We start from the raw sequence: 20,761 nt of genomic DNA, 5'->3' as shown, positions 1-20,761 counted from the left end.
CAGGAGAGGACCATGGACATCCGCAAGTGCGCCGCCGAGGCGATTGGCACGTTCTGGCTCACCTTCGCGGGCTGCGGCAGCGCCGTCGTCGCGGCGGCCTTTCCGCAGGTCGGAATCGGGCTGCTCGGCGTATCCCTCGCCTTCGGCCTGACCGTGGTCACCATGGCCTACGCGGTCGGCCACATCTCGGGCTGCCACCTCAACCCTGCGGTCACCTGCGGGCTCGCGGCCGGCGGGCGCTTCCCGACGAAGGACATCGCACCCTACGTGATCGCGCAGGTCGTCGGCGGCATCGCCGCCGCAGCGCTCCTCTACGCCGTCGCGAGCGGATCGCCCGGGTTCGACCCGGCCAAGGGCTTCGCCGCCAACGGCTACGGCGAGCACTCGCCCGGGCATTACGGCCTCGCCTCGTGCCTCGTGGCCGAGGTCGTGCTCACCATGATGTTCCTGTTCGTGATCATGGGGGCGACCCACGGCAAGGCGCCGGTCGGCTTCGCGCCGCTCGCCATCGGGCTCTGCCTGACGCTCGTCCACCTCGTCGGCATCCCGATCACGAACCTGTCGGTCAACCCGGCGCGCAGCACCGGTCCGGCCCTGTTCGCGGGCGGCTGGGCGCTGGCCCAGCTCTGGCTGTTCTGGGTCGCACCCATCCTCGGCGGGGTCATGGGCGGGATCCTCTACCACTGGATCAGCGCGGAGCCGTCGGCCGAGGTCACCGGACTGCCGGGCGCGACCGCGCGTTGAGGGGACACCGCGCCATGGCGGGATGTTGGATCAGAGTGGGAGCCTCGGTGCTCTCAGCCGCCGGCGTCGTGAGTGTCGCCTCGGGCCAGCCCGCGGCCCCGGATCCGGGCCTGCCCGGTTCGACCAGCGTCGGCCGCCCGATCGTCACCGGCGATCTGCGACGGGACGGGCAGCGATGGGCGATCTTCGCGGCGGACGGCCGCTTCATCGGACACCTCGGCGCCGTCCGCCAAGCGCCGGACGGCATCGGCGAGGTCGCCATCATCCGCCGCAGCCCCCGGATGGGTGGCGGCCGGATCACGCTCCCGCTCCATCATCTCAGTCGACGGGAGAGCCGGATCATGGCCGAGGAGGACGGTGCCGCGATCCGCAGGATGAACCGCCTGAAGGAAGCGTCGGAGGAGAAGCCCTGATGTCCGGGCGAACGCGACCGTGGGCTGGCGTGCCGTGGCTTCTGGTCGCCCTCGCCCCGACCTCGGCTCTTGCGCAGGCGCCTGTTCCGGCGTCGCCCTCCGACGGCTGGGACAACGCCTACTACCAGATCCTCGCGGAGAGCCTGCGGCGGTCCGGGAGGGGAAAGTGGATCTACACCGCGGATGGCCACGCCATCGGTCGCATCGCGGACGTGCGCGCGTCGCCGGACGGCATGCACGAACTCGCCGTCGTGGAGGTGCGCTACCTGATGGGAGGCGGGACGATCGCCCTCCCGTTCTACCGCCTGACTCGGCAGAAGGACCGCCTCGTCTCGACGGACGACCGCGCTGCGATCCTGGCCATGCCGCGCCTGGACGCCGCGACGGGCGGCCGCTGATGGATGTCCGTGACATCGCCCATGCCGCCTCCGACGGAGGAATTCCGATGCCGACGGTTCCGACTTCCTCGAACGGGCACGACGGTCGCACGTACCGCGAGATCGCGGACGGCCTCTGGCGTGGGATGCTGCAGCGGACCGTTCACACGTTCGACGGACATGCGGCCGGACGTGTGGTGCGGATAGGGGCCGTCTCCGACGACTCGCGCGAGATGGCGGTGATCCGGCTCCGAAGCGTGATGGGCGGCGGCGAGATCGCGCTTCCCGTCGACAGGCTGGCGCGCCGCAACGGCCATCTCATCGTGAAGGTCGATCGGCTTGCCGTTCGCTCCCTGGCGCGGATCGGCAAGCCGGAACGGGACCGGCCCCGATGAGGGTGCGAGGACGCCTCTCCGGTCTGTTCGGGTTGGCACTTCTCATCGGCGCTGCGCCACCGCCAGGTCCTGCGGAGGCGGCCCAAACGGCCAGGCACGTCGACGCCGGCCGGATCCGCGTCGTCTACGAGGCTCCGAAGAAGGCGGCCTACCGCGCCATCTACGAGGACATGCGTCGCCAGCGCGTGCTGGAGCGGATCGGGGCGATCGTCGGCCTCGCGCGGCTGCCGACCCGCCTGACCTACCGCCTCAAGGAATGCGCGGGCGAGCTCAACGCCTGGTACGCGCCCGAGAGCCGGAGCGTCACGCTCTGCTACGAACTGGTCGAGAGCGTCCGCAAGGCCGCGCCGAAGACCACGTCACCCGCCGGCGTCACGCGCCAGGAGGCGCTGAGGGGTCCGGTCGCCCAGATCCTCATGCACGAGAGCGGGCACGCCCTGTTCGACCTCCTCGACATCCCCATTCTCGGGCGCGAGGAGGATGCGGCCGATCAGGTCGCGGCCTATGCCCTGCTCCAACTCGGAGGCAGGGAGGCTCGCACGGTCGTCAACGGCAGCGCCTACTTCTTCGCGACGAACGGCAAGGACGAGACGGTCGACCAGGGAGCGTTCGCGGACGTGCACGGTCTCTTCTGGCAGCGCTTCTACAATCTCGCCTGTCTGGCCTACGGATCGAACAAGAGCGCCTTCGGCTACATCGTCGCCAAGGGCTACCTGCCGAAGGAGCGGGCCGAGGGTTGCTCCGAGGAGTACGAGCAGGTCGCCTTCGCCTTCGAGAGGCTGATCGTGCCGCACCTGCGCGTGAAGCCCGGCCCCGGAAAGCGGCTGCAGCACGCGTTCCGGCGGGCGGCGCGAGGTCGGTAAGGCTCGGGAACGTGCAGGCCGCAACACGACCCGCCGCAAGCGAGCGGGCGAGCGCCACTGTTGCCTTGCGGACATACTCCCACAGGAAGCTGCGAACTTAGGGTTTACATGCGGCGCTTCGGGAAGTCTTCTGATTACGTTCTTCAATCTTGGATCATGCGCAAGGTCAGGGGCCGTACGTGGGGGTCATCATGCGATCGTCCGTGCGTCAGCTCGCCCGAGGCTTCGCCCTGAGCGGGATGCTTCTCTCCGTTCCCGCCGCCCAGGCGGCCGAAGGCGGCCTCAGCTTCTACATCGAGGGTCAGTCCGTACCGCTCGGCGGCATTGTGCCGCCGCCCGGCCTCTACTTCGACAGCACGGCCTATTTCTACAACGGCCGGATCGGCGGCAACCGGCAGACCCAGCTCGGCGGCAACATCATCGCCGACGCCAAGGTGAACCTGTGGGCCGACTTCCTGACCGCGCTCTGGGTCACGCCAGTCGAGATCGGCGGCGGCAGTCTCGCCGTCGCCTTCGTGATGCCGTTCGGCGAGCCGGCCGTGCGCGCGGGCGTACTCCTCAACGGTCCCCTCGTGAACCAGGCCTTCGGCCGGCCGGTCGGCGCCTCGGTGGGTGACGCCACCCTCAATCCCGGCGACCCCATCGTCTCGGCGAGCCTCGGCTGGCACGCCGGCAACTGGCACTGGAAGCTCGCGGGCGTGCTCAGCATCCCGGGTGGGGGCTACGAGCCGGGCCAGCTCTCGAACATCGCTCTGAACCGCTACATCGGCGATGTCTCGGCGGCGGCGACCTACCTCGATCCGGCGCTCGGCATCGAGCTGTCCGCCGCGGCCGGCTTCACGTTCAACGGCAGGAACCCGGCGACGCAGTACGTGACGGGCACCGAGTTCCACGTCGACGTCTCGGCCTCGAAGTATCTTTCCAAGGACGTCTCGGTCGGCATCATCGCGTCGCATTACCAGCAGATCACGGGCGACAGCGGACCGGGTGCCCGGCTGGGGCCCTTCAAGGGCCGCTCCACGGCAGTTGGCGGCACGATCGGCGTGAGCGGTGAGTTCGGCAAGGTGCCGGTCACCACGCGGCTGAAGGTGCTGCGCGAGGTCGAGGTCGAGAACCGCTTCCAGGGCACCATCGGCTTCCTGGAGGTCTCTTTCCCGCTCTGGGTGCCGCCGCCCAAGGCCGCGCCGGAACCCAGACCTCCGGTGACGAAGTCCTGAGCGGCGTGGCGCCTGGGTGGCGGATTGCTGAGCACACCCGAGATCTTCCAGGCTCGTGTTTGGGCCAGGGTGCGAATGACTGGGGAGAATGGCGTGTCGGCTGAGGGTGAGGCAATCGAGGCGCGTCATCCGACCCGCAGCATGAAGCGAGTCGGAACGCGATCCATCGGGTCGCACGGCCTTGCTCCGAGCCTTAAGATCGCTGGCGGCCCGATCGCACCTGGGACGGCGTCCGGCCGGTCCAGCGCCGGAAGGCGTTCGTGAAGGCGGCGACCTCCTGGAAGCCGAGCAGCCACGCGATGCGCGAGGTCGGAAGATGGTCGTCCCGCAGGTAGCGCAGGGCGAGATCCCGGCGCAGTTCCTCCAGCACCCTCTCGAACGTGAGGCCCTCGCCGGCGAGCCTGCGGGACAACGTGCGCTGGCTCATCCCCAGCGATCGGGCGATGTCGTCCACGAGCGGGCGGCCATGCGGCAGCAGAGGCACGACCGCGTTCTCGACTCGGGTTCGCAGGCTCTCGCGCGGGCGGTCGCGGTGGGACAGAGCCTCCTCGCAGTAGCCCCGAAGCAGCTGATGCAGATAGGGATCCGCGCCCGCCAGAGGCGTTTCCGCCGCTCCGGCCTGGAAGCCGATCTCGTCCGCCTCAGCATCGAACGCGATCGGGCAGCCGAGGAAAGCCTCCATCGTCCGGCTGCCCGGATGCCGTCCGTGCGCGAGTGCGAAGGTCGTCGGACGAAGGCGCCGACCGGATAGCTCGCGGGCGACCCTGACCATCGCCGTCAGCCAGAACTCGGTCTGCTGCCGGGCCTCGTGCCTCGGCACATCGACGTAGTCGATGCGGATCCGGATCCCGCCGTATCCGGAGAGGGTCGGGACGATGCCCTCGTTCGTGATCGCGCTGTAGCGCTCGGCGCGTCGGAAGGCGTCGCCGAGCGTCGGGGCGGAGGCCATGACGTAGTAGACCAAACCGATCTCGCGCACCTCGAAGCTGCAGCCGAGACGGAAGCCGAGCAGATCGTCCCCGAGACACCCGGCCACGAGATCGAGCAGCATGGCCTGACCGGCCGCGCCGACGCGGGCCTGCCGGTCCTCGATCTGCCGCGGCGTCAGGCCGGTCCGCCGAAGAAGCGGTCGGATGTCCAGGCCGGCCTCGGCCGCGTGGGCGACGACCAGCCGGGCGAGGGTGCCCGTCGCGCTCGGTGGCGCCGGCGCCTGGTGCGGCCGGGGTCGCGTGCTTTGCGACCAGGTCGCAGTTCCGTCGAGGCGTGACATCCGACCTCCCGCCTTGGCCGGGAAAGCCCCTCGTTTTGGCCGAGAATAGCAAAACAGGCGAGCCTTGGTCCTGTTAGGGACGCTGCCTCCGGCGGCCGGATCGGGCACGCCGGAGGAAGCGTCCGAAGAGCAGCCGGGGTCCTCGTCGGCACCCGGAGCTGTCCGGTTCGCCTCGTCGTCACATCCGCTTCCGCGAGGATCCGCGATGCCCGCTGCCTCCAGGCGAATCCGCTGGGACCCTCCGGTTCCCGATCCTCAGCGCGCGCTGGTCCAGGCCTACACGCGGCTGATCCTCCAACACGCGCAGGTGGACGGCATCAGGACGGCCGTCATCGCCAGCTTCCCGACCCGCGACCTCCGCCTCGTCGAAATCCTGCCGGCCGATGCGCCGCCGGAAGAAGCCCGCCTTCGCGTCGAGCTCTACGACCGACTGTGCGGACGATCGGTCGAGAGCGTGGCCTGCGCCGATCTGCAGGAGGCGGAGGCCGCAACGAAGCAGCTCATGACCGACCCCGGCAATGACCGGCCGAGCGCACGCCCTCTCGTCCTCGCGCCCATCCGCCCGGCGACGGGGAGCGCGGGCGAGGAGGGCGTGCGCGTCGAAGCCGGCGGCAGGCTCGTGGCGGTCCTGGTCCGGCTGTCGGCAGAGTGCCGCGGCGAGGACCTCGCGGGCGGGTGGCATCTGGAGGCCGGCTTCGATCCGTGCGTGCCGGACGAGGATCGGGTGTTCGCCACGCTCGAGGAAGCCGAGGCGTGGTTCTGCCGGCGCCTCGCGGAGAGGAATTGAGATCAACGATGTCGAGCAGCACCGACCACAGCCTGGCGGCCATCACGACGGACGTCGTCGTGGCCTACGCGGCGAACAATCATCTGCCTGCCGCCGGCCTGCCGCACCTGATCGAGACTGTGCACCGGGCGTTCGCGGCGCTCGCAACACCGTCGATGCCAGCGACACCGCCGGCCGATCTGCCCACTCCGGCAAGGATCAGGAGATCGATCACCCCGGACGGGCTGATCAGCTTCATCGACGGGAAGTCCTACAAGACGCTGAAGCGGCACCTGACCAAGCACGGCTTGAACCCGCACGCCTATCGGGAGCGCTACGGCCTGCCCAAGGACTACCCGATGGTCGCCGAGGCCTACAGCGAACGGCGCTCGGATCTGGCCAAGATGCATCGGCTCGGCGTGCCGCCGCATCGTGATCGCCGCTGAGGCACGGAGCGGTCGAGGCGCGAAGCGCCAAGGGCGCCGTCCGATCGTGGTCCAGAGCCGCGGCATGCAGGTCGACGATGAGCTTCCGCGTCGGGTCCATCGTTGGCTCACCTGCCGCAACGGGGCGACGCGTGACCTCACGCGGTCGGGCGAGCCCGAGGCGTCCTGTTCCTGCGTAGCGATGGCGATGCGGTTTGCCGGGCCGGCGTCCGTTTCGGGACATCGATCGACAGACCGCCGGCACCCGTGCGGATCCTGTAACGGTTACAGCCCGGGTGCCCGCATCCCGGATCACCCGAACGGACGCAGCCGCTCGGACGCGGCGGTGGGCCCCGCAGCATCGTTCTGGCGCTTCCGCCTGCGCGGATCCGACGGAACGTGGCGGACGCGCAAGTCTGTTACGGTTACACGGCTGACTTGCCCGCCGTTTCGTCCAGACTCCTGCCGGGAGCACACCGGCATGTTCCAGGACGGTGCGAAACGAGGCGAGAGCAGCAGCGGATCGGCGGCACGGTCCGCGATCCTCGACCTGCAGGCGCGCGTCAACCGGGACATCATCGGCCAGGAGCGTGTCGTCGAGCGCCTCGTCATCGCTCTCCTGGCGGACGGCAACGTGCTGCTCGAGGGTCTGCCGGGGCTGGCCAAGACCCGGGCGATCAAGAGCCTGTCGAAGAACCTGGAAAGCGATTTCGGCCGCATCCAGTTCACCCCGGACCTGCTCCCGTCCGACGTGACGGGCGGCGAGATCCTGCGCGGCGACGGCCAGTTCGAGTTCCGCAAAGGGCCGATCTTCGGCAACCTCGTGCTGGCCGACGAGATCAACCGCGCGCCCGCCAAGGTGCAGTCCGCCCTCCTGGAGGCGATGGAGGAGCGGCACGTCACCGTCGCCGGCAAGCGCTACGACCTGCCGCCGATCTTCATGGTGCTCGCCACCCAGAACCCCATCGAGCAGGAGGGCACGTACCCGCTGCCCGAGGCGCAGATGGACCGGTTCCTGATGCACGTCCGGATCGACTACCCGTCCGATGCCGACGAGGTGAAGGTGCTCAAGCTGGTCCGGTCGGAGCGGGTCACCGCCGGTGCGTCCACCGACACCCCGCCGAAGATTCCGCAGCGGACGATCGTCGCCGCCCGCGCCGAGATCGACCGCGTGACGACGAAGGAGGCCGTCGAGGCCTACATCGTCGGCCTCGTCGCGGCGACGCGCCGTCCCGCCGAGTTCGGCGACAAGCTGAAGGCCTGGATCGCCATCGGCGCCAGCCCGCGCGGCTCGCTCGCCCTCGACCGCTGCGCGCGCGTGAACGCCTGGCTGAAGGGACGCGATTTCGTCACGCCGGAGGACGTGCAGGCGGTCGCGCACGACTGCCTCCGGCACCGCGTCTCGCTCAGCTACGAGGCGGGCGCGGACGGCGTGACGCCGGACGGGGTCCTCGACGAGGTGGTGAGGCAGGTCGCCGTGGCGGCCTGACCCGGGAGCGGGCGATGGCGCGGCTGAGGGAGCGGACGCGTGACGGCAAGGGAAGCGCGACACCGATCGCAGAGGCGCGCGCCTTCGTCACCCTCGACGAGCTGATGCGGTTGCGGCACCAGGCCCGGGGCTTCGGCTTCCTGCCGCGGCAGCCCGTGCACAGCCTGCTCTCGGGCCGGCACGCCTCCCGCCTGCGCGGACGCGGGCTGAACTTCGAGGAGCTGCGCCACTACGCCGAGGGCGACGACACTCGCACCATCGACTGGCTGGCGACCGCCCGGCTCGGCACGCCGCACGTGCGGGTGTACTCGGAGGAGCGCGACCGGCCCGTCCTTCTCGTCACCGACCAGCGCGGCGCGATGTTCTTCGGCAGCCGCCGGGCGATGAAATCGGTCGTGGCCTCGGAGGCGGCGGCCCTCGCGGCGTGGCGCGTCACTTCGCTCGGCGACCGGGTCGGCGCGATCGTGTTCGGCGACCGCGACATGGTCTCGGTCGGGCCGCAGGCCCGCGACGCCGGGGCCGTTCGGGTCATCGCGGAGGTCGCGCGGCAGAACGGGGCACTCGGGGCCGGCGCTCCCCTGCCGGGTGCCGAGGGGCAGCTCAACGAGGCCCTGCATCGGGCCGAGCGCATGGCCACGCACGACTGGCTCGTCTGCCTGATCACCGATGCCGCCGGCGAGAACGCGGAGACCGCGCGCCTCGTCACCCGGCTGACGGCCCACAACGACGTCCTGGCGATCCACATCCACGACCCGCTGGAGCTGGAGCTTCCGGACGTGGGACGCGCGGTCTTCAGCTCGGGAGAGGCGCAGGTGGAGGCCGATTCCTCCTCGGCGGGCCTGCGCCGGCGATATGCGGAGGACCGGGCTGCCTGGCGCGCGCGCCTGACCGGATTGTCGCGGCGGCGTGCCATCCCGGTCCTGGGCCTCTCCACCGACCGGGATGCCGCAGCCCAGCTGCGGGAGCTGATCGGGAAGCGGACCGAACGGCGGGCTGTCTCTGCGAGCGGAGCGCGCGATGACTGACGACCCGGGAAGCCTTGCCAACCTGCGCGACTTGGCCGTGCCGGATCCGGTGCCGTTCTGGCCGCTGGCGCCGGGCGTCTGGATCATCGCGGTGGGCATCGCCGCAACGGGGGCGGTCTGGCTGCGGGAGGCGGTGCGGCGGCGGCGGGCCAACGCCTACCGGCGCGCGGCCCTGACCGAGCTCGATGCCGTGGCGGCCTCGTTGCGTCCAGACATCCGCGCAGTGGAGCAGGTGTCGCAGGTGATGAAGCGAGCCGCCCTGGCGGCCTTCCCCCGCGAGGACGTGGCGCCTCTCACCGGAGCCGGATGGGCGGACTTCGTCGTCGAGACGGGAGGCGGCCGGATCGACGCCGGAGCGCTGCGGAGACCCCTCCTCGACGCCTACGGCAGCCGGATTCCCGACGTCGAGGAGATCCGACGCTTCGTCGACCAAGCCCGAATCTGGGTCTGTGACCATCGAACATCGGTCAGGGCGGAGACGCCCTGATCATGCTGACCTTCGCGTATCCTTGGCTCGCCCTGCTGATCCTGCTGCCGTTCCTGGTCCGGTGGCTGCTGCCGGCCCATTCGACGGCGCGCGCCGGGCTGCGCGTGCCGTTCTTCGCGAGGCTCGTTGCCCTGACGGGGCAACAGCCCCATCGAGGTGGGGTCGTCGCCACACGGAGCCTTCCGCGCCTTGTCGTGCTGGCACTGTGCTGGGGACTGGTGCTCGCCGCGATGATGAGGCCCCAGTGGATCGAGCCGCCACTGCATCGCGACGAGCCCACGCGCGACCTCCTGCTCCTCGTGGACCTTTCGGGCTCGATGGACACGCGCGACTTCGTCGATGCCGAAGGCCGGACCGTGGATCGCCTCACGGCGGTGAAGGGGGTGCTCGACGAGTTCCTGGCACGCCGCAAGGGCGACCGGGTCGGGCTCGTCGTGTTCGGCGACGCCCCCTTCGCGCTCGTACCCTTCACAACGGACCTCGACCTCTGCCGCGCGATGCTGCGTGACACCGTGGTCGGCATGGCGGGTCCGCGCACCGCACTGGGCGATGCGATCGGTCTCGGGATCGGCCTGTTCGACCGCAGCACGGTGAAGACGAAGACCATCATCGCGCTCACGGACGGCAACGACACGGCGAGCCAGGTGCCGCCCTCCGAGGCGGCGGGCGTGGCCAAGGACAAGGGCATCGTCATCCATACCGTTGCCATGGGAGATCCGACGACGGTGGGTGAGGACAAGCTCGACGAGGCGGCCCTGCGGGACGTGGCATTGGCGACGGCCGGGGGCTACTTCCGCGCTCTCGACCGCGCCGGATTGGAGCAGATCTACGCGCGCCTGGACGCGATCGAGACGCGCAGGATCGATACGGTCACGGTCCGGCCGAAGCGCGACATCTTCTGGGTGCCGCTCGCGGCGGCTCTCGTGTTCTCACTGCTGGCACAGGCTCTCCGCCTGCTCTGGTCGTGGCGCTCGCAAGTCCGTCCGGATCCGCATGTCCCGGAGGGCGCGCCGTGAGCGCACTGGCCGCCTTCCACTTCGAGCGACCCGTCTGGCTCCTTCTGCTCCTGCCGGCGCTCGCGCTCTGGTACCTGGAGCGGCGGCGCTCGGACGAGAACGAGCGCTGGCGCGGCGTCATCGATCCGGCACTGCTGAGGCATCTGCTCGTCGGTCGGGAGCGATCGTCCGGCGTGACGCCGAACGCGCTGCTCCTCATGGCCTGGATCCTCGGCACGATCGCGGTCGCGGGACCGGCCTGGGAGGTCGAGCCGTCGCCCTTCGCCGACGCCAAGCCGCCGGCCATGATCGTCCTCAAGGTCACGCCGTCGATGGCGACGGCAGACCTGGCGCCGACCCGGCTCGACCGGGCCCGCCAGAAGCTGTCGGACCTGCTCGGCCTGCGCGAGGGCGCGGCGACGGGCCTGATCGCCTACTCGGGCGCCAGCCATCTGGTTCTGCCCCCGACCCCCGACGGTTCCGTCGTCCTGGACCTCGCCAAGGCTCTGTCACCCGAGATCATGCCGAAGGAGGGCGATGATCTCGCCGACGCCGTGGCGCTGGCCGACGCCATTCTCGCGGGCCATCGGCGCGGCGGCTCGATCCTGGTGATGGCCGATGCCGCGGCAGGCGAGCAGATCGACCGCCTCGCCGGCACCACGTTGACCCACCCGGCGACGATCCTCGCGCTGCTGCCGCCGGAGCTGGATCCGGGGCGCCTTGAGGACGCGGAGCGGGCGCTGCGCGCGGATCTCGTGGCCACCACCGTCGATCGGAGCGACGTCGAGACCGTCGCCCGACGGCTCGACCGGGCCGGCCGGATCGTGGACGTCGCGGGAGAGGGGCAGCACTGGAAGGAGGCGGGCTACTGGCTGACGCCGCTCCTCGCCCTTCTCACGCTCCTCTGGTTTCGGCGCGGATGGGTGATCGCATGATCCGCCTTCGCAGGATAGCCGCGCATCCCTACGCCGTGGTCTCGGCGATCGTGATCCTGGCGCTGGCCGCGACCGCCGCCCGCGTCGGCTGGGAGAACCTGTTCCTGACGCCCGACCAGCGCGGCCGCGTCCTGATGGCGCGCGACGCGCCGGGCAGGGCGGCAGCCGCCTTCCGCGATCCGCTCTGGCGCGGCATCGCCCTGTTCCGGGCAGGCGACTTCAAGGGCGCCGCGCAGACCTTCGGCGGGACCGATACGGCCGAGGGTGCCTACGACCAGGGCAACGCCCTGGTCATGCTGGGCCGGTACGACGATGCGGTGCGGCGCTACGATCGCGCGCTGGTGCTTCACCCCGGCTGGGCCGACGCCGAGGCGAACCGCGCGGTCGCCCGCATCCGGGCGGAGCGGGTCCGCCAGGAGGGCGGCGAGACCGGCGACACGGAGAGCAGCCCCGACGCGATCGTCTTCGACAAGGGCAGGAAGGGCGGGACCGACACCGTCGTCCAGGGCGACGCGCCGCCGATGTCCGACGAGGCCGTCCGCGCCCTGTGGCTGAGGCGCGTCCAGACGCGGCCGGCCGATTTCCTCAAGGTGAAGTTCGCCTATCAGCTTCAGGCGGCCTCCGCGGCTGCCACGGGCCCGCCTCCGGAGACGAAGCCGTGAGGTGGCTGGCGCAGCCTGTCTGTGCCGCGGCCGTCTGCGCGGTCATGGTGCCGGCATGGGCTGCCGACGTCGTCGTCAGAACCGGGATCGATCCGGCCTCTGGCGTCGTCGTGGGCCAGCCCATTCGCCTCCATGTGGACGTGCTATTCGCCGGCAGCATGCCGCGCCCGCCCCGCGTCAGGCTCGGCGACGCGCCCGGCGCGCAGACCCTCCGCTTCGAGACGCAGGGCGTCACCGTGCGTGACGAGATCGGCGGGCACGCCTACGTCGGTCAGCAGTTCGAGTTCGTCGTCTTTCCCCGGCGCGGGGGCGCCATCGAGATCCCGGCCGCCGAGATCACGCTCATCGACGCGGCCGGCGATGTCGTCGGGGCTGCGAGGGGCGAGCCGCAACGCATCGCCGTCGCGGTCCCGCCGGGCATCGACGCCTCCGGCCCCGTCATCGCCGCGACTGAGGTGACCGTATCGCAGACGTGGGAGCCGGATCCGGGCCGGACGCAACTCAAGGCTGGCGACGCACTGATCCGCACGGTGACGCGCCAAGCGGCCGACGTTCCCGCCATGGGCATGCCGGATCTCGCCTTCCCGGAGCCGGATGGCGTCCGCCTCTACCGCGATGCGCCTCGCTCCGCGGACCGGGTCAACCGCGGCTCCGTCACCGGCGAGCGCATCGACCGGGTGACCTACGTCTTCGAGACATTGGGCGCGTACGATCTCCCGTCCATCGTGCAGCCCTGGTGGGACCTCGGCGGTCGGCAGGCCCGCACCGAGACGCTCCCGGGTGTCCGGGTTTCCCTGACTGGGGCCGTGGCGCCGACAGGGCCGCGGCTCGCCGCAGGAACGCGGTGGTCTTGGACCGCCATCACGATGCTCTGTGCCGTGCTCCTGGGGGGCGTCCTGGTCTGGCTCCTCCGGAAGCGGGTGGCTGCCCGGTGGAATCGCTGGCGAGCGGACCATGCCGCATCCGAGGATGCCGCGCGGTCGGAGCTGCGGCGCGTGGCGCGGACCGGCGATGCACGGGCGACCTACGAGGCCCTGACGATCTGGTTGCGGCGGCTGCCGCCCGGTGCCTGTCGGAGGATCCGCGAGGACCGGCGTCTCGCTCTGCCAATCGAGCAGCTCGAGCGCGCCCTGTTCGGAGTGGATGGCGACTGGTCGGTCGAGCGGGGCCGCACGCTTCGGGACGGCGTCTCGGAGGTTCATCGCGATCTGAGGCAGCCGCCTGTTCGCGTGCGGCCGGCCGATCTGCCGCCGCTCAATCCACCCTTGCCGACATACCGTGCCGGTCCATCGGGACGGTGAGCGGATACACCGGCCTGGACCTCGCTCGGACTGCCATCAACGCGCGGCCACCTTCTCGACGTCCGGCAGCTTCCAGGACTTGTCGAAGAGCGCCTTCTCGGGGCCGTAGAGGCGGAAGAGAAGCTCGAACTTACGGCCGGGAACGGTCGGGACCCAGTTCGCCTCATCGCCATCCGGGGCCTTCGGGCCGAAGTACACGTCGACCGAGCCGTCGGCGTTCTCCCGCACGCCCGGACTGATCGAGGCGACGCTCGCGCGCGGCAGGTCGCGGATGAGCGCGTGCGTGTCCCGATCATAGACCGTCACCGACCAGTACTGCCGGACCGGGGCGTCCGGCGGCACATGCAGGCGGTAGCTGGCCGCGCCATCGAATGGCGCGCCCTCCCGGTCCTTGTTCGCCATCAGGTAGAACTGCGCCGTCCCGATGCGCTTGATGCCGGTGAAGCCCAGCGTGTAGGTGACGCCCCGGGCGTCGACCGGATAGGCGTCGAGGTTGGCGTAACCCTCCTGCACGGCCTTCACGACCTCCTGCATGGCGGCCGGGAACCACCGGATGCCCGGGTTCATGACGGGGAAGCCCGCGTCGTAGCGCCGGGACAGAAGCGCATGCGCCTCGCGGGCCGCGTCGCCGAGGGTTGCTCGCATCGTCGCGTCCGGGTTGAACGGCTTGCCCTTCTCGATGCCGAGCGTCCTGAGCTGGTCGATCATGACGCGGTCGCGGTCGAGCCACGGCTCGTTCTGCACGACGCGGTCGAGATTGCCGAAGAAGCTCGCGTTGTAGCGGATCGTGGAGTCGAACAGCACGTCGTAGGCGTCCGTGAACCGCGTCTCGGGCACCTGGGCCGCCTGTGCCAGCGGGTAGACCCTGATCCGCTTGCCGTAGGCGACCGCCTTGGCGACGTCGGCGTCCGCGTGGCTGGCGAGGTTCGAGCGCAGCAGCGCGAAGCCGCTGTAGGTGTCCGATCGGAGCGGGATGTAGCCCTCGGGCGGCGCGCCTGCGTAGCCTGGCGGCAGGATCAGATACTTGCCGCCCGCGCCCTTGTCGGCGCCTTCCGGCCCGGCATCCTCGAGGGGCATCTGCCAGACGTTGACGATGTTGCCCGCGATGGCTCCGCCCTCGGCCGGAGGTATCTCGATGACGAGCGGGCCGCCGTCCTTCACGTTCCAGAAGGACATGAAGTAGATCGAATCCGGGTTCGGCGTCAGCGTCTGGTTCTTCCAGTTGACCGGCCGGGACCAGAACACGATCTCGTTCGGCTTCGCGCTCGTGCTTCGCAGCATGGCCTGGAGCATCAGGTCCGTATTGACGGCCGGCATGCCCCAGATGACGGCCTCGATGGCACGGCGCTCGACGGTGCGGCGGACAAGCTCCGGTGCGGCCTCATCCTCGGCGCCGGCGGGCGAGGCCAGCCCGCAGGCCAGAACGGCAACGGTGCCCGCTTTTCGAAGCGGGGACGGCGAGGGACGTCCGAGCCAGGCGCGCATCGAGAAGCTCCGCATGTCTGCACGAATGAGCGCCGGATGCCGGCGGGGATGATCGGCCTGATCGGGGCTCTCTACTTGACCTCGACGAAGTCGTCCGGCTTCCAGCTGCCGTCGAAGGCGGCCTGCTCGGGACCGTAGATGCGGATGTACGTGAACCAGCCGCGTCCCGGCACCGTCTTGATCCAGCGCGCTTCCTGGCCGGCAGGCGGCGTCGGACCGAAGTAGAGGCTCGTCGGCTCCGTCTTCGAGGCGTCCTTCAGCTCGAACAGGGAGCGGAGAGCCGCCTTGCCCTGGTCGGTTCGCACCTCGGACCGGGTCTGCGCGTCGTAGACCGTCACGGACCAGAACAGCTTGTCCGGAACGGGCTGCGGCACGACGAGCTTGTAGGTCTTGCCGCCATCCAGGTAGGCGCCGGTCCGGTCGCGGGCGGCGAGCCAGTACAGCGAGCCGGCACCGGCCGAGCGGCGGAACATCGCCGGAGAGGTGACGATCGCCTGGGCGAACCAGCGGTCCCGCGCCTCGAGGTCGATGCCTGAGGGCGTCTCGAACTGCGCGCTGCCCGGGACGAGGCCCGCCCATTCCCACTTTCGGCCGGGCCAGGCGAGGCGGTCGGGTCGGTCGCTGTCGAAGGCGGAGACCAGCAACTGGTCGCGGCCCGTCCGGGCGGCCCGTTCGAGGATCTCCGTCATGCGCGCGTCGGGAGCGAAGGGCTTGCCTTTCTCGATGCCCAGCGTCGCGAGCAGCCCGTACATCGGCAGGAACTTCCCGACCACGGGTTCGTCGTCGATGATTCTCTTCAGCACCTGCCAGAACTGGAGGTTGTCCTCCCAACGCAGGGAGGTGCTGTCCATGTCGACCTCGGTCGTGTCGACGAACCGGATCGGTTGCGGGTTGGCCGACGCCGACAGGGGGTGGACCTTGATGGCACGCAGCGCGTCCATGGCCCTGGGCACGTCGGCGTCGACCGGCAGCGCCCGCACCGCCAGCAGAACCTTGTTCGACAGGGACCGGCCGGCGAAGTAGCCGGCGGGGACATCTCCCTCGTATCCCGGTGGCAGCACCAGATGCTTGCCGCCCTGTCCAGCGTCCGGCCCCGGAATCCCGAGGTCGAGCACCCAGCCCTGGTGATGGTCGTCGACAAGGCCGATGTAGGGTCCCGGGGGGAGTTCGATCACCATCGGGCCCTGCGAGAGATCGAGGGCGGCCGAGCCGTACGGGGTGTCCGAATTGAGGGTGAAACCAACCTGCTTCGGGCCGGCCGCAGCGATGCCCATCGCCTTGTTGTCCTCGATGCCGGCGACCCGGTTGCCGTTGAAGATGCCTTCGACGGAGACCGTCGGGTACCAGAACCGGTAGGCCGTGACCGCGCGCGCCAGGTCGGCGTCGTTGCGCGCCCGCGTCGAGGTCTCCGGCGTCGGATAGCCATCCCTGAAGGCATAGAGCGTGTCGGCGCGTGCCGGCAGTGTCAGGTCGGCGGAGAGCGTGCAGGCTGCCAGCAACAGCGGGACGGAGCGTCTCATCGTCATTCTCCCAGCGTCCGTTCCGGCCTGCCGGTCGCGTTCAGAACGGGTTGACGTAGTTGAGGATGGCGGTCTGCCGCAGCACGACTTTCCGGATCACATGCGCGGCCGTCACATGCTCCGTGTAGATCGCGGCCGTCCCGGTGCTGCCTGCCGGCAGGCGGTGGGCCACCGCGCCGTCGTCGAGCGCGAACCGGACCACGAACGGGGCCGCCTGCAGCTCCGGCGGCGCCACCGCGAGGCCGCCCGGTTGCGCTTGGCCGGTGGCGACGGCCTGCAGCACCGCCTCGACGCGGCCCGAATGGATCTCGCCGGGAAGCATCTTGAAGGTGATCTCGACGGGCTGCCCAGGTTCGATGTAGCGGGCGTAGACCTGAGGGATCTCCGCACCGATGAGCGTGTCAGCGGTGTCGATGAAGGCCATCACCGGCGCCTGGGCCGTCACCCGCGCACCCGTCCGCAGGGCCAAATTGGTCACATATCCGCCGGTCGGGGCCCGGACGACGGTCTTGTCGAGGTTCCACTTGGCGCCGTCGAGCTGGGCCCGCAACTGGTCGGCCTCGGCCTGACGCTGCTCGACGTCGAAGGCGCGACCGGTCCCCCGGCTCTGAAGTTGGGACATCTCTCCGAGTCGGGTCTCCGCGAGCTTGAGCTGGGCCGCGATGGCGTCGACCTGCGCCTGGTAGGGGATCGGATCGATCCGGAAGAGAACGTCGCCCGCCTTCAGCGGCGTGTTGGCGGTGACGGGCACGTCGACGACTTCGCCGGCGACCGAGGGAACGATCTGCACCGAGTTGCGCAGGACCGCAGCCGGGCCGGACGGTGCCCCCCAGCCCATCGGGATGAACAGCCCGACCAGCAGCACGATCAGGACGAGCGCGGGCGAGAGCTTCCAGAACAGGTTGAAGGGGATGAACCGGAGCCAGACGAAGAGTACGAGGAGAGCGATGTAGCTGTTGAGCAGGAAGACGATCATCGGGGCGCCTCCCGCCGGGCCGGGGCGTCGACGTAGGCCCAGGTCAGGATCAACGGCCAGAACACGAAGCCGAAGATCAGCGTCGCCCAGCTCCCGACAGCGACGGCCTGAGCCCAGGGGTGGCCACGGCGCCGCGCGATGCGGCCAGGCATGACCCCGAGCGCGACGAAAGCCGCGACGAGCGTCGCGACCACTACCAGCAGGACGATCCAGGCAAAGATGTCGATGAAGGACATGATCGCGGCCCTCGAAATTGGAACGCCAAGCAGACACGCCTCAATCGGTCACGGCATCCCTCCATCTCCTGGTCGAGCGGTCACCATCGGGCCGCTTCGTCGTGAGCGCCGTCGGGGCTCTCATCGCGCTCTCCTCCTGACGTTCCCGCTCGGTGTCCTTGGGTAGGCGGCAACGTCGAGGCGCCGGTGCGGGGATGTCCTACCTGAGGTTGGTTCAGCGTTCGCCTTCTCGGGCTCGACGTTGCGCTGGACCTGATCGAGGGAGAGGCCGGTCTTCGGCTCGTCCAGGCCGTACGGGTGGTCAGCCCGGTGGCGCCCCGTCCAGGAACTCGACCGAATGGCCGTGGAAGCGCGGTGCGTGCCGTGTGCGCGGCTTGTCGGGCTGCCAGGCAAGGTATCGAGCCCGCCCGTCGATCTCGATCGTCCGGTCGATTTCGAGCAGGAACCTGACGGTCGTGTTCGCGCCGCGTTCGAATGACGTGAGACCCGCGAGACGGAGGCCCATCCGGTCGAGCGGGTCGACCATCGTCGGGTCGAGGACGGACGTTGCAGCAGATATCGCGGGTGGTGCAGGTGGGGTCGCGGCCTGCGGCAGCGCCGCGCACGAGGCCGCGCAGGCCACGGCAGCCAGCAAGCTCCAGAGACGGCGGTGACGGCGCATCCCGTGTTTCCTCTCGGTCGGGACTGCCTCGCAGAAGGCAGCCATCGCCGGGATCGGGGCGAGCCGCCCCTCGGATGACCATCGCACGCGCCGTACAACAACTTGAGGCTGTAACCGTAACATTCCCTCAACTGCCGAAAACGAGCGAGGCAGGCCTGAAACGGGTCCGAGATCGTTACGGTTACAAGCTTGCGTCGCCATCGAAAGTGCTGCAGCCGATCTCAACCGGCCGAGGCAGCGATCCTCTGCGCTAGCTCGGCTGCGAGCGCATCGATCTGCGCACCGGCCGGCAGATCGTCATCCGCCCTGTCGTCGAAGCCGGAGGCCTTGATCTCCCCGGTGCGGAAGTCGGACAACGACCACGAGTAGCGCCTGCCTTCCGCGATCCCGTGAACGGCGATGTCCAGGGCGAAGACCGCCTCCGGTCGATGGATCAGCTCTCTCATGGCCTGTGTAACCATCCGGCGTTCCGGCGGGGGCGTCAGGAACACCTTGATCTCGAAGTCGGCGACGGCCTTGATGATCGCCTCGACGTACATCTCGCCCCTCCCCAGCGAGCATCGCTCTCGTCGGTCGGTCCGGTGCGTGACGACGATCACCGTACCCGCTCGCTCGTCCGCAGCGATGGGGCCGTCGAGCGCGGCCGCCGCGTTCTCCAGCAGCCGCGGTCTCTCGGAACCGGAGGCCGGATGCGAGAACTCGAAGGTGGGAACGTAAGAGCCGGGCCGCAGCACGATCCTGACCGCATCCCGGGCACCGAAACTGTCGTAGTATTCGGCGAGCGCGGCCCGTACTCGGGTCGCTTCGATCCGGACGATAGGGTCCCGGTCCGGGTCGAAGCTCTTGCTGCGACCGAACACGTCGACCCCAATCGTGTAGGCCTTGATGCGCTGACCCCGGCCGGCCAGCGTCTCGGTCACGACGAACGATAGAAAACGGCGGTTGCGCTCCGACAGCCGGACGTTGCCGGTGACGATCAGGGCGCTGAGAGCCGCTTCGACGGCCGTCGTCTCGTCAGTGTCGCAGGATGATGCCGATTGCTCATCCACGGCCTTGCCCTCCGTAGATTGCGAACGAATCATCCGCGATCATGCAGCGGATTGCCGGATACGCTAGCAACAAATGAATGTGTCGTATATTTACTGTAGGGTTATGAGAGGACGTGAAGAATGTCCCCTTCCGTTGCTGTGGCCAGCTCTCGATACTCTTCCGCACGGTTGGGGCCGATCAAATCCGATGACTTCGCCCAGTACTCCGCCGCCTCGCATGCAGCCTCGTAAGCGTCGCAGAGTTCCCTGATGTGAGCGTTCTCCGCATACTTCCGGCGAAGCTCATCCCGGCGCTCCGGGTGGCGAAGCAGCAATCTCGCCAGACCGCGTTTCTGGGAGTGCTCCATCGCAGCCTCCGGGTGCGGCAACAGTGGTCTCCTCGATCGATAGCCACCATGATGCGCCTGTCATCCGGATCCGGGAATTGTAACCGTTACATGTTCGTTGCCGACGAATGGACTTCAGGAACGAGGTCGAGGTTCTGTGTGAACTTCAGCAGCTTCGTCGCGGCCGTGGACCGTGCCGAGTGGCAACGCCTCGGCAAGGGCGCGCGCCTGTACGCGCCCCGGCAGCGTCGAGTCGTCTTCCACGCGAACGTTGAGGTGGGGGACACCCTTACAGTGCCTGCTGAAGTGCGATGGCGTCGTGCGCCTGCACCGTCCGCTGGTCCGCGCGTTGGCCGATGGCAAACTTTTCGCGGAAGCCACTTCTCGCGGACGCCGAGACACATCGGGTGATGTGACTGCTCCTCCACGGGTTCCGTTCGGCCGAGCTAAGGAACGCGGAGGCGAGAGCTTGGGCAGGTCGGTAATGCGACGACGCTGCTGGGCCTCGTCCTTCTGGTCGACAAGCGCGCGTGGCATTGGAGCTCATGGACCCACCCGGACCTTACTCAAGTAGGCGCGCGCCATAACGCTCAGTCTACGAATGTCCGCTTCAGGGCGGTCATCTGAGTCGGCTGAACGACCAAACTGGGCGCAAAGCTGCCGGCCGGATCTGGCCGAAAGCCGCCTGTCCTGATCAGGACTCAAGCTGCCGGTAAGCGGACATGCAGCGTCAGCACCGCTGGCTCGGCGCTCGATCTCTGTCCTCGCCTCATCTCCAGATCCTCCGATCCTTGCTGATCCTCGCAATCGGCCCAGTCCGAAGTCAGCCGGTCAGGTCGTCGCGATAAGGTCGGAAGGCCCAACCCGGGGCCCATGCCTTGACGCTTGAATATTTCGAAGATCCCATCGATATTTGGTCCGCGGTTGCCGCGCTGCAATGTAAATTCCAAGATTGCCCGCACAGCATTCTGTCTGGGAGGTGCCGACTATGGGCAGCACGGAAGAAGATCGCCGCCGTAAGTCGGGCTCGTCGCGACGAACCCTGCTCTTCTCGTCCGTTGCCGCTCTGGGGACGGCAACATTGGCCACGGGCTCTCGTGCGGAGACGAGCGCCGCACGCAACGGGCTGGCACGTTCCAGCCAC

Annotated in this window: 22 protein-coding genes; 15 read left to right on the top strand and 7 right to left on the bottom strand. The window is 69.3% G+C overall.

Annotation, left to right across the window (positions count from 1 at the left end; genetic code table 11):
• Positions 1 to 12: 12 nt before the first annotated feature.
• From aqpZ to MOX02_RS04630, 6 genes are all read left to right on the top strand, one after another.
• Positions 13 to 744, top strand: coding sequence for an aquaporin Z (gene aqpZ / locus MOX02_RS04655; protein ID WP_147024645.1), 732 nt, complete (start codon positions 13 to 15; stop codon positions 742 to 744).
• A 47-nt stretch (positions 745 to 791) separates the two neighbouring features.
• Positions 792 to 1,157 carry a hypothetical protein gene (locus MOX02_RS04650; RefSeq protein WP_147024644.1) on the top strand — a complete coding sequence of 122 codons (366 nt, stop codon included), beginning with the start codon at positions 792 to 794 and terminating at the stop codon, positions 1,155 to 1,157.
• Between the two features lie 29 nt (positions 1,158 to 1,186).
• Complete coding sequence (locus tag MOX02_RS04645) at positions 1,187 to 1,555, top strand: hypothetical protein (RefSeq protein ID WP_238178796.1); 369 nt, start codon at positions 1,187 to 1,189, stop codon at positions 1,553 to 1,555.
• A complete protein-coding gene (locus MOX02_RS04640) occupies positions 1,555 to 1,929 on the top strand; it encodes a hypothetical protein (RefSeq protein WP_147024642.1) in 375 nt (124 codons plus the stop codon). Before MOX02_RS04645 ends, MOX02_RS04640 begins: the two co-directional genes overlap by 1 nt.
• Complete coding sequence (locus MOX02_RS04635) at positions 1,926 to 2,792, top strand: DUF4344 domain-containing metallopeptidase (RefSeq protein ID WP_147024641.1); 867 nt, start codon at positions 1,926 to 1,928, stop codon at positions 2,790 to 2,792. The genes MOX02_RS04640 and MOX02_RS04635 overlap by 4 nt, the downstream gene beginning before the upstream one ends.
• Positions 2,793 to 2,995: 203 nt before the next feature.
• Positions 2,996 to 4,009: a SphA family protein gene (locus MOX02_RS04630; protein WP_238178797.1), complete on the top strand. Its 1,014-nt coding sequence runs from the start codon at positions 2,996 to 2,998 to the stop codon at positions 4,007 to 4,009.
• Positions 4,010 to 4,202: 193 nt separating this feature from the next.
• Here the strand turns inward: MOX02_RS04630 and MOX02_RS04625 are convergent, their stop codons facing one another.
• Positions 4,203 to 5,279, bottom strand: coding sequence for an AraC family transcriptional regulator (locus tag MOX02_RS04625; RefSeq protein WP_147024639.1), 1,077 nt, complete (start codon positions 5,277 to 5,279; stop codon positions 4,203 to 4,205).
• A 205-nt stretch (positions 5,280 to 5,484) separates the two neighbouring features.
• On the opposite strand from MOX02_RS04625, the gene MOX02_RS32010 reads away from it, so the two are divergent.
• The 9 genes from MOX02_RS32010 to MOX02_RS04580 all read left to right on the top strand — a co-directional run bounded on the left by MOX02_RS32010 (position 5,485) and on the right by MOX02_RS04580 (position 13,364).
• Complete coding sequence (locus tag MOX02_RS32010) at positions 5,485 to 6,066, top strand: hypothetical protein (protein ID WP_238178799.1); 582 nt, start codon at positions 5,485 to 5,487, stop codon at positions 6,064 to 6,066.
• Positions 6,067 to 6,074: 8 nt separating this feature from the next.
• The gene (locus MOX02_RS04615) at positions 6,075 to 6,491 is read left to right on the top strand and encodes a Ros/MucR family transcriptional regulator (RefSeq protein ID WP_147024638.1); all 417 of its coding nucleotides are present in this window, start codon (positions 6,075 to 6,077) and stop codon (positions 6,489 to 6,491) included.
• 460 nt (positions 6,492 to 6,951) lie between these two features.
• Complete coding sequence (locus MOX02_RS04610) at positions 6,952 to 7,959, top strand: AAA family ATPase (RefSeq protein WP_147024637.1); 1,008 nt, start codon at positions 6,952 to 6,954, stop codon at positions 7,957 to 7,959.
• 14 nt (positions 7,960 to 7,973) lie between these two features.
• Complete coding sequence (locus tag MOX02_RS04605; RefSeq protein WP_147024636.1) at positions 7,974 to 8,984, top strand: DUF58 domain-containing protein; 1,011 nt, start codon at positions 7,974 to 7,976, stop codon at positions 8,982 to 8,984.
• Entirely contained in the window at positions 8,977 to 9,471 is a 495-nt protein-coding gene (locus tag MOX02_RS04600; protein ID WP_147024635.1) for a DUF4381 domain-containing protein, read from the top strand. Before MOX02_RS04605 ends, MOX02_RS04600 begins: the two co-directional genes overlap by 8 nt.
• A gap of 2 nt (positions 9,472 to 9,473) precedes the next feature.
• The gene (locus tag MOX02_RS04595) at positions 9,474 to 10,487 is read left to right on the top strand and encodes a VWA domain-containing protein (protein WP_147024634.1); all 1,014 of its coding nucleotides are present in this window, start codon (positions 9,474 to 9,476) and stop codon (positions 10,485 to 10,487) included.
• Positions 10,484 to 11,401 (top strand): VWA domain-containing protein, encoded by a 918-nt coding sequence (locus tag MOX02_RS04590; protein WP_147024633.1) that lies wholly within the window; start codon positions 10,484 to 10,486, stop codon positions 11,399 to 11,401. Before MOX02_RS04595 ends, MOX02_RS04590 begins: the two co-directional genes overlap by 4 nt.
• Entirely contained in the window at positions 11,398 to 12,063 is a 666-nt protein-coding gene (locus MOX02_RS04585; RefSeq protein WP_147024632.1) for a tetratricopeptide repeat protein, read from the top strand. The genes MOX02_RS04590 and MOX02_RS04585 overlap by 4 nt, the downstream gene beginning before the upstream one ends.
• Positions 12,060 to 13,364 (top strand): hypothetical protein, encoded by a 1,305-nt coding sequence (locus MOX02_RS04580; protein WP_238178801.1) that lies wholly within the window; start codon positions 12,060 to 12,062, stop codon positions 13,362 to 13,364. Before MOX02_RS04585 ends, MOX02_RS04580 begins: the two co-directional genes overlap by 4 nt.
• A gap of 36 nt (positions 13,365 to 13,400) precedes the next feature.
• On the opposite strand, the gene MOX02_RS04575 is transcribed toward MOX02_RS04580, so the two are convergent.
• The 6 genes from MOX02_RS04575 to MOX02_RS04550 form a co-directional block, all read right to left on the bottom strand.
• Entirely contained in the window at positions 13,401 to 14,849 is a 1,449-nt protein-coding gene (locus MOX02_RS04575) for a DUF1254 domain-containing protein (RefSeq protein ID WP_147024631.1), read from the bottom strand.
• Between the two features lie 71 nt (positions 14,850 to 14,920).
• Positions 14,921 to 16,369, bottom strand: coding sequence for a DUF1254 domain-containing protein (locus MOX02_RS04570; protein WP_147024630.1), 1,449 nt, complete (start codon positions 16,367 to 16,369; stop codon positions 14,921 to 14,923).
• A gap of 40 nt (positions 16,370 to 16,409) precedes the next feature.
• Complete coding sequence (locus MOX02_RS04565) at positions 16,410 to 17,345, bottom strand: HlyD family secretion protein (protein WP_147024628.1); 936 nt, start codon at positions 17,343 to 17,345, stop codon at positions 16,410 to 16,412.
• The gene (locus MOX02_RS04560; RefSeq protein WP_147024626.1) at positions 17,342 to 17,581 is read right to left on the bottom strand and encodes a DUF3302 domain-containing protein; all 240 of its coding nucleotides are present in this window, start codon (positions 17,579 to 17,581) and stop codon (positions 17,342 to 17,344) included. The genes MOX02_RS04565 and MOX02_RS04560 overlap by 4 nt, the downstream gene beginning before the upstream one ends.
• Positions 17,582 to 17,882: 301 nt before the next feature.
• Positions 17,883 to 18,242 carry a hypothetical protein gene (locus tag MOX02_RS04555; protein ID WP_147024624.1) on the bottom strand — a complete coding sequence of 120 codons (360 nt, stop codon included), beginning with the start codon at positions 18,240 to 18,242 and terminating at the stop codon, positions 17,883 to 17,885.
• Between the two features lie 221 nt (positions 18,243 to 18,463).
• Complete coding sequence (locus tag MOX02_RS04550; protein ID WP_238178803.1) at positions 18,464 to 19,291, bottom strand: hypothetical protein; 828 nt, start codon at positions 19,289 to 19,291, stop codon at positions 18,464 to 18,466.
• Positions 19,292 to 20,761 lie beyond the last annotated feature (1,470 nt).

Source organism: Methylobacterium oxalidis (assembly GCF_007992195.1).
In the GTDB taxonomy this organism is placed as follows: domain Bacteria; phylum Pseudomonadota; class Alphaproteobacteria; order Rhizobiales; family Beijerinckiaceae; genus Methylobacterium; species Methylobacterium oxalidis.
This window is presented reverse-complemented; position numbering and strand designations above follow the sequence as displayed.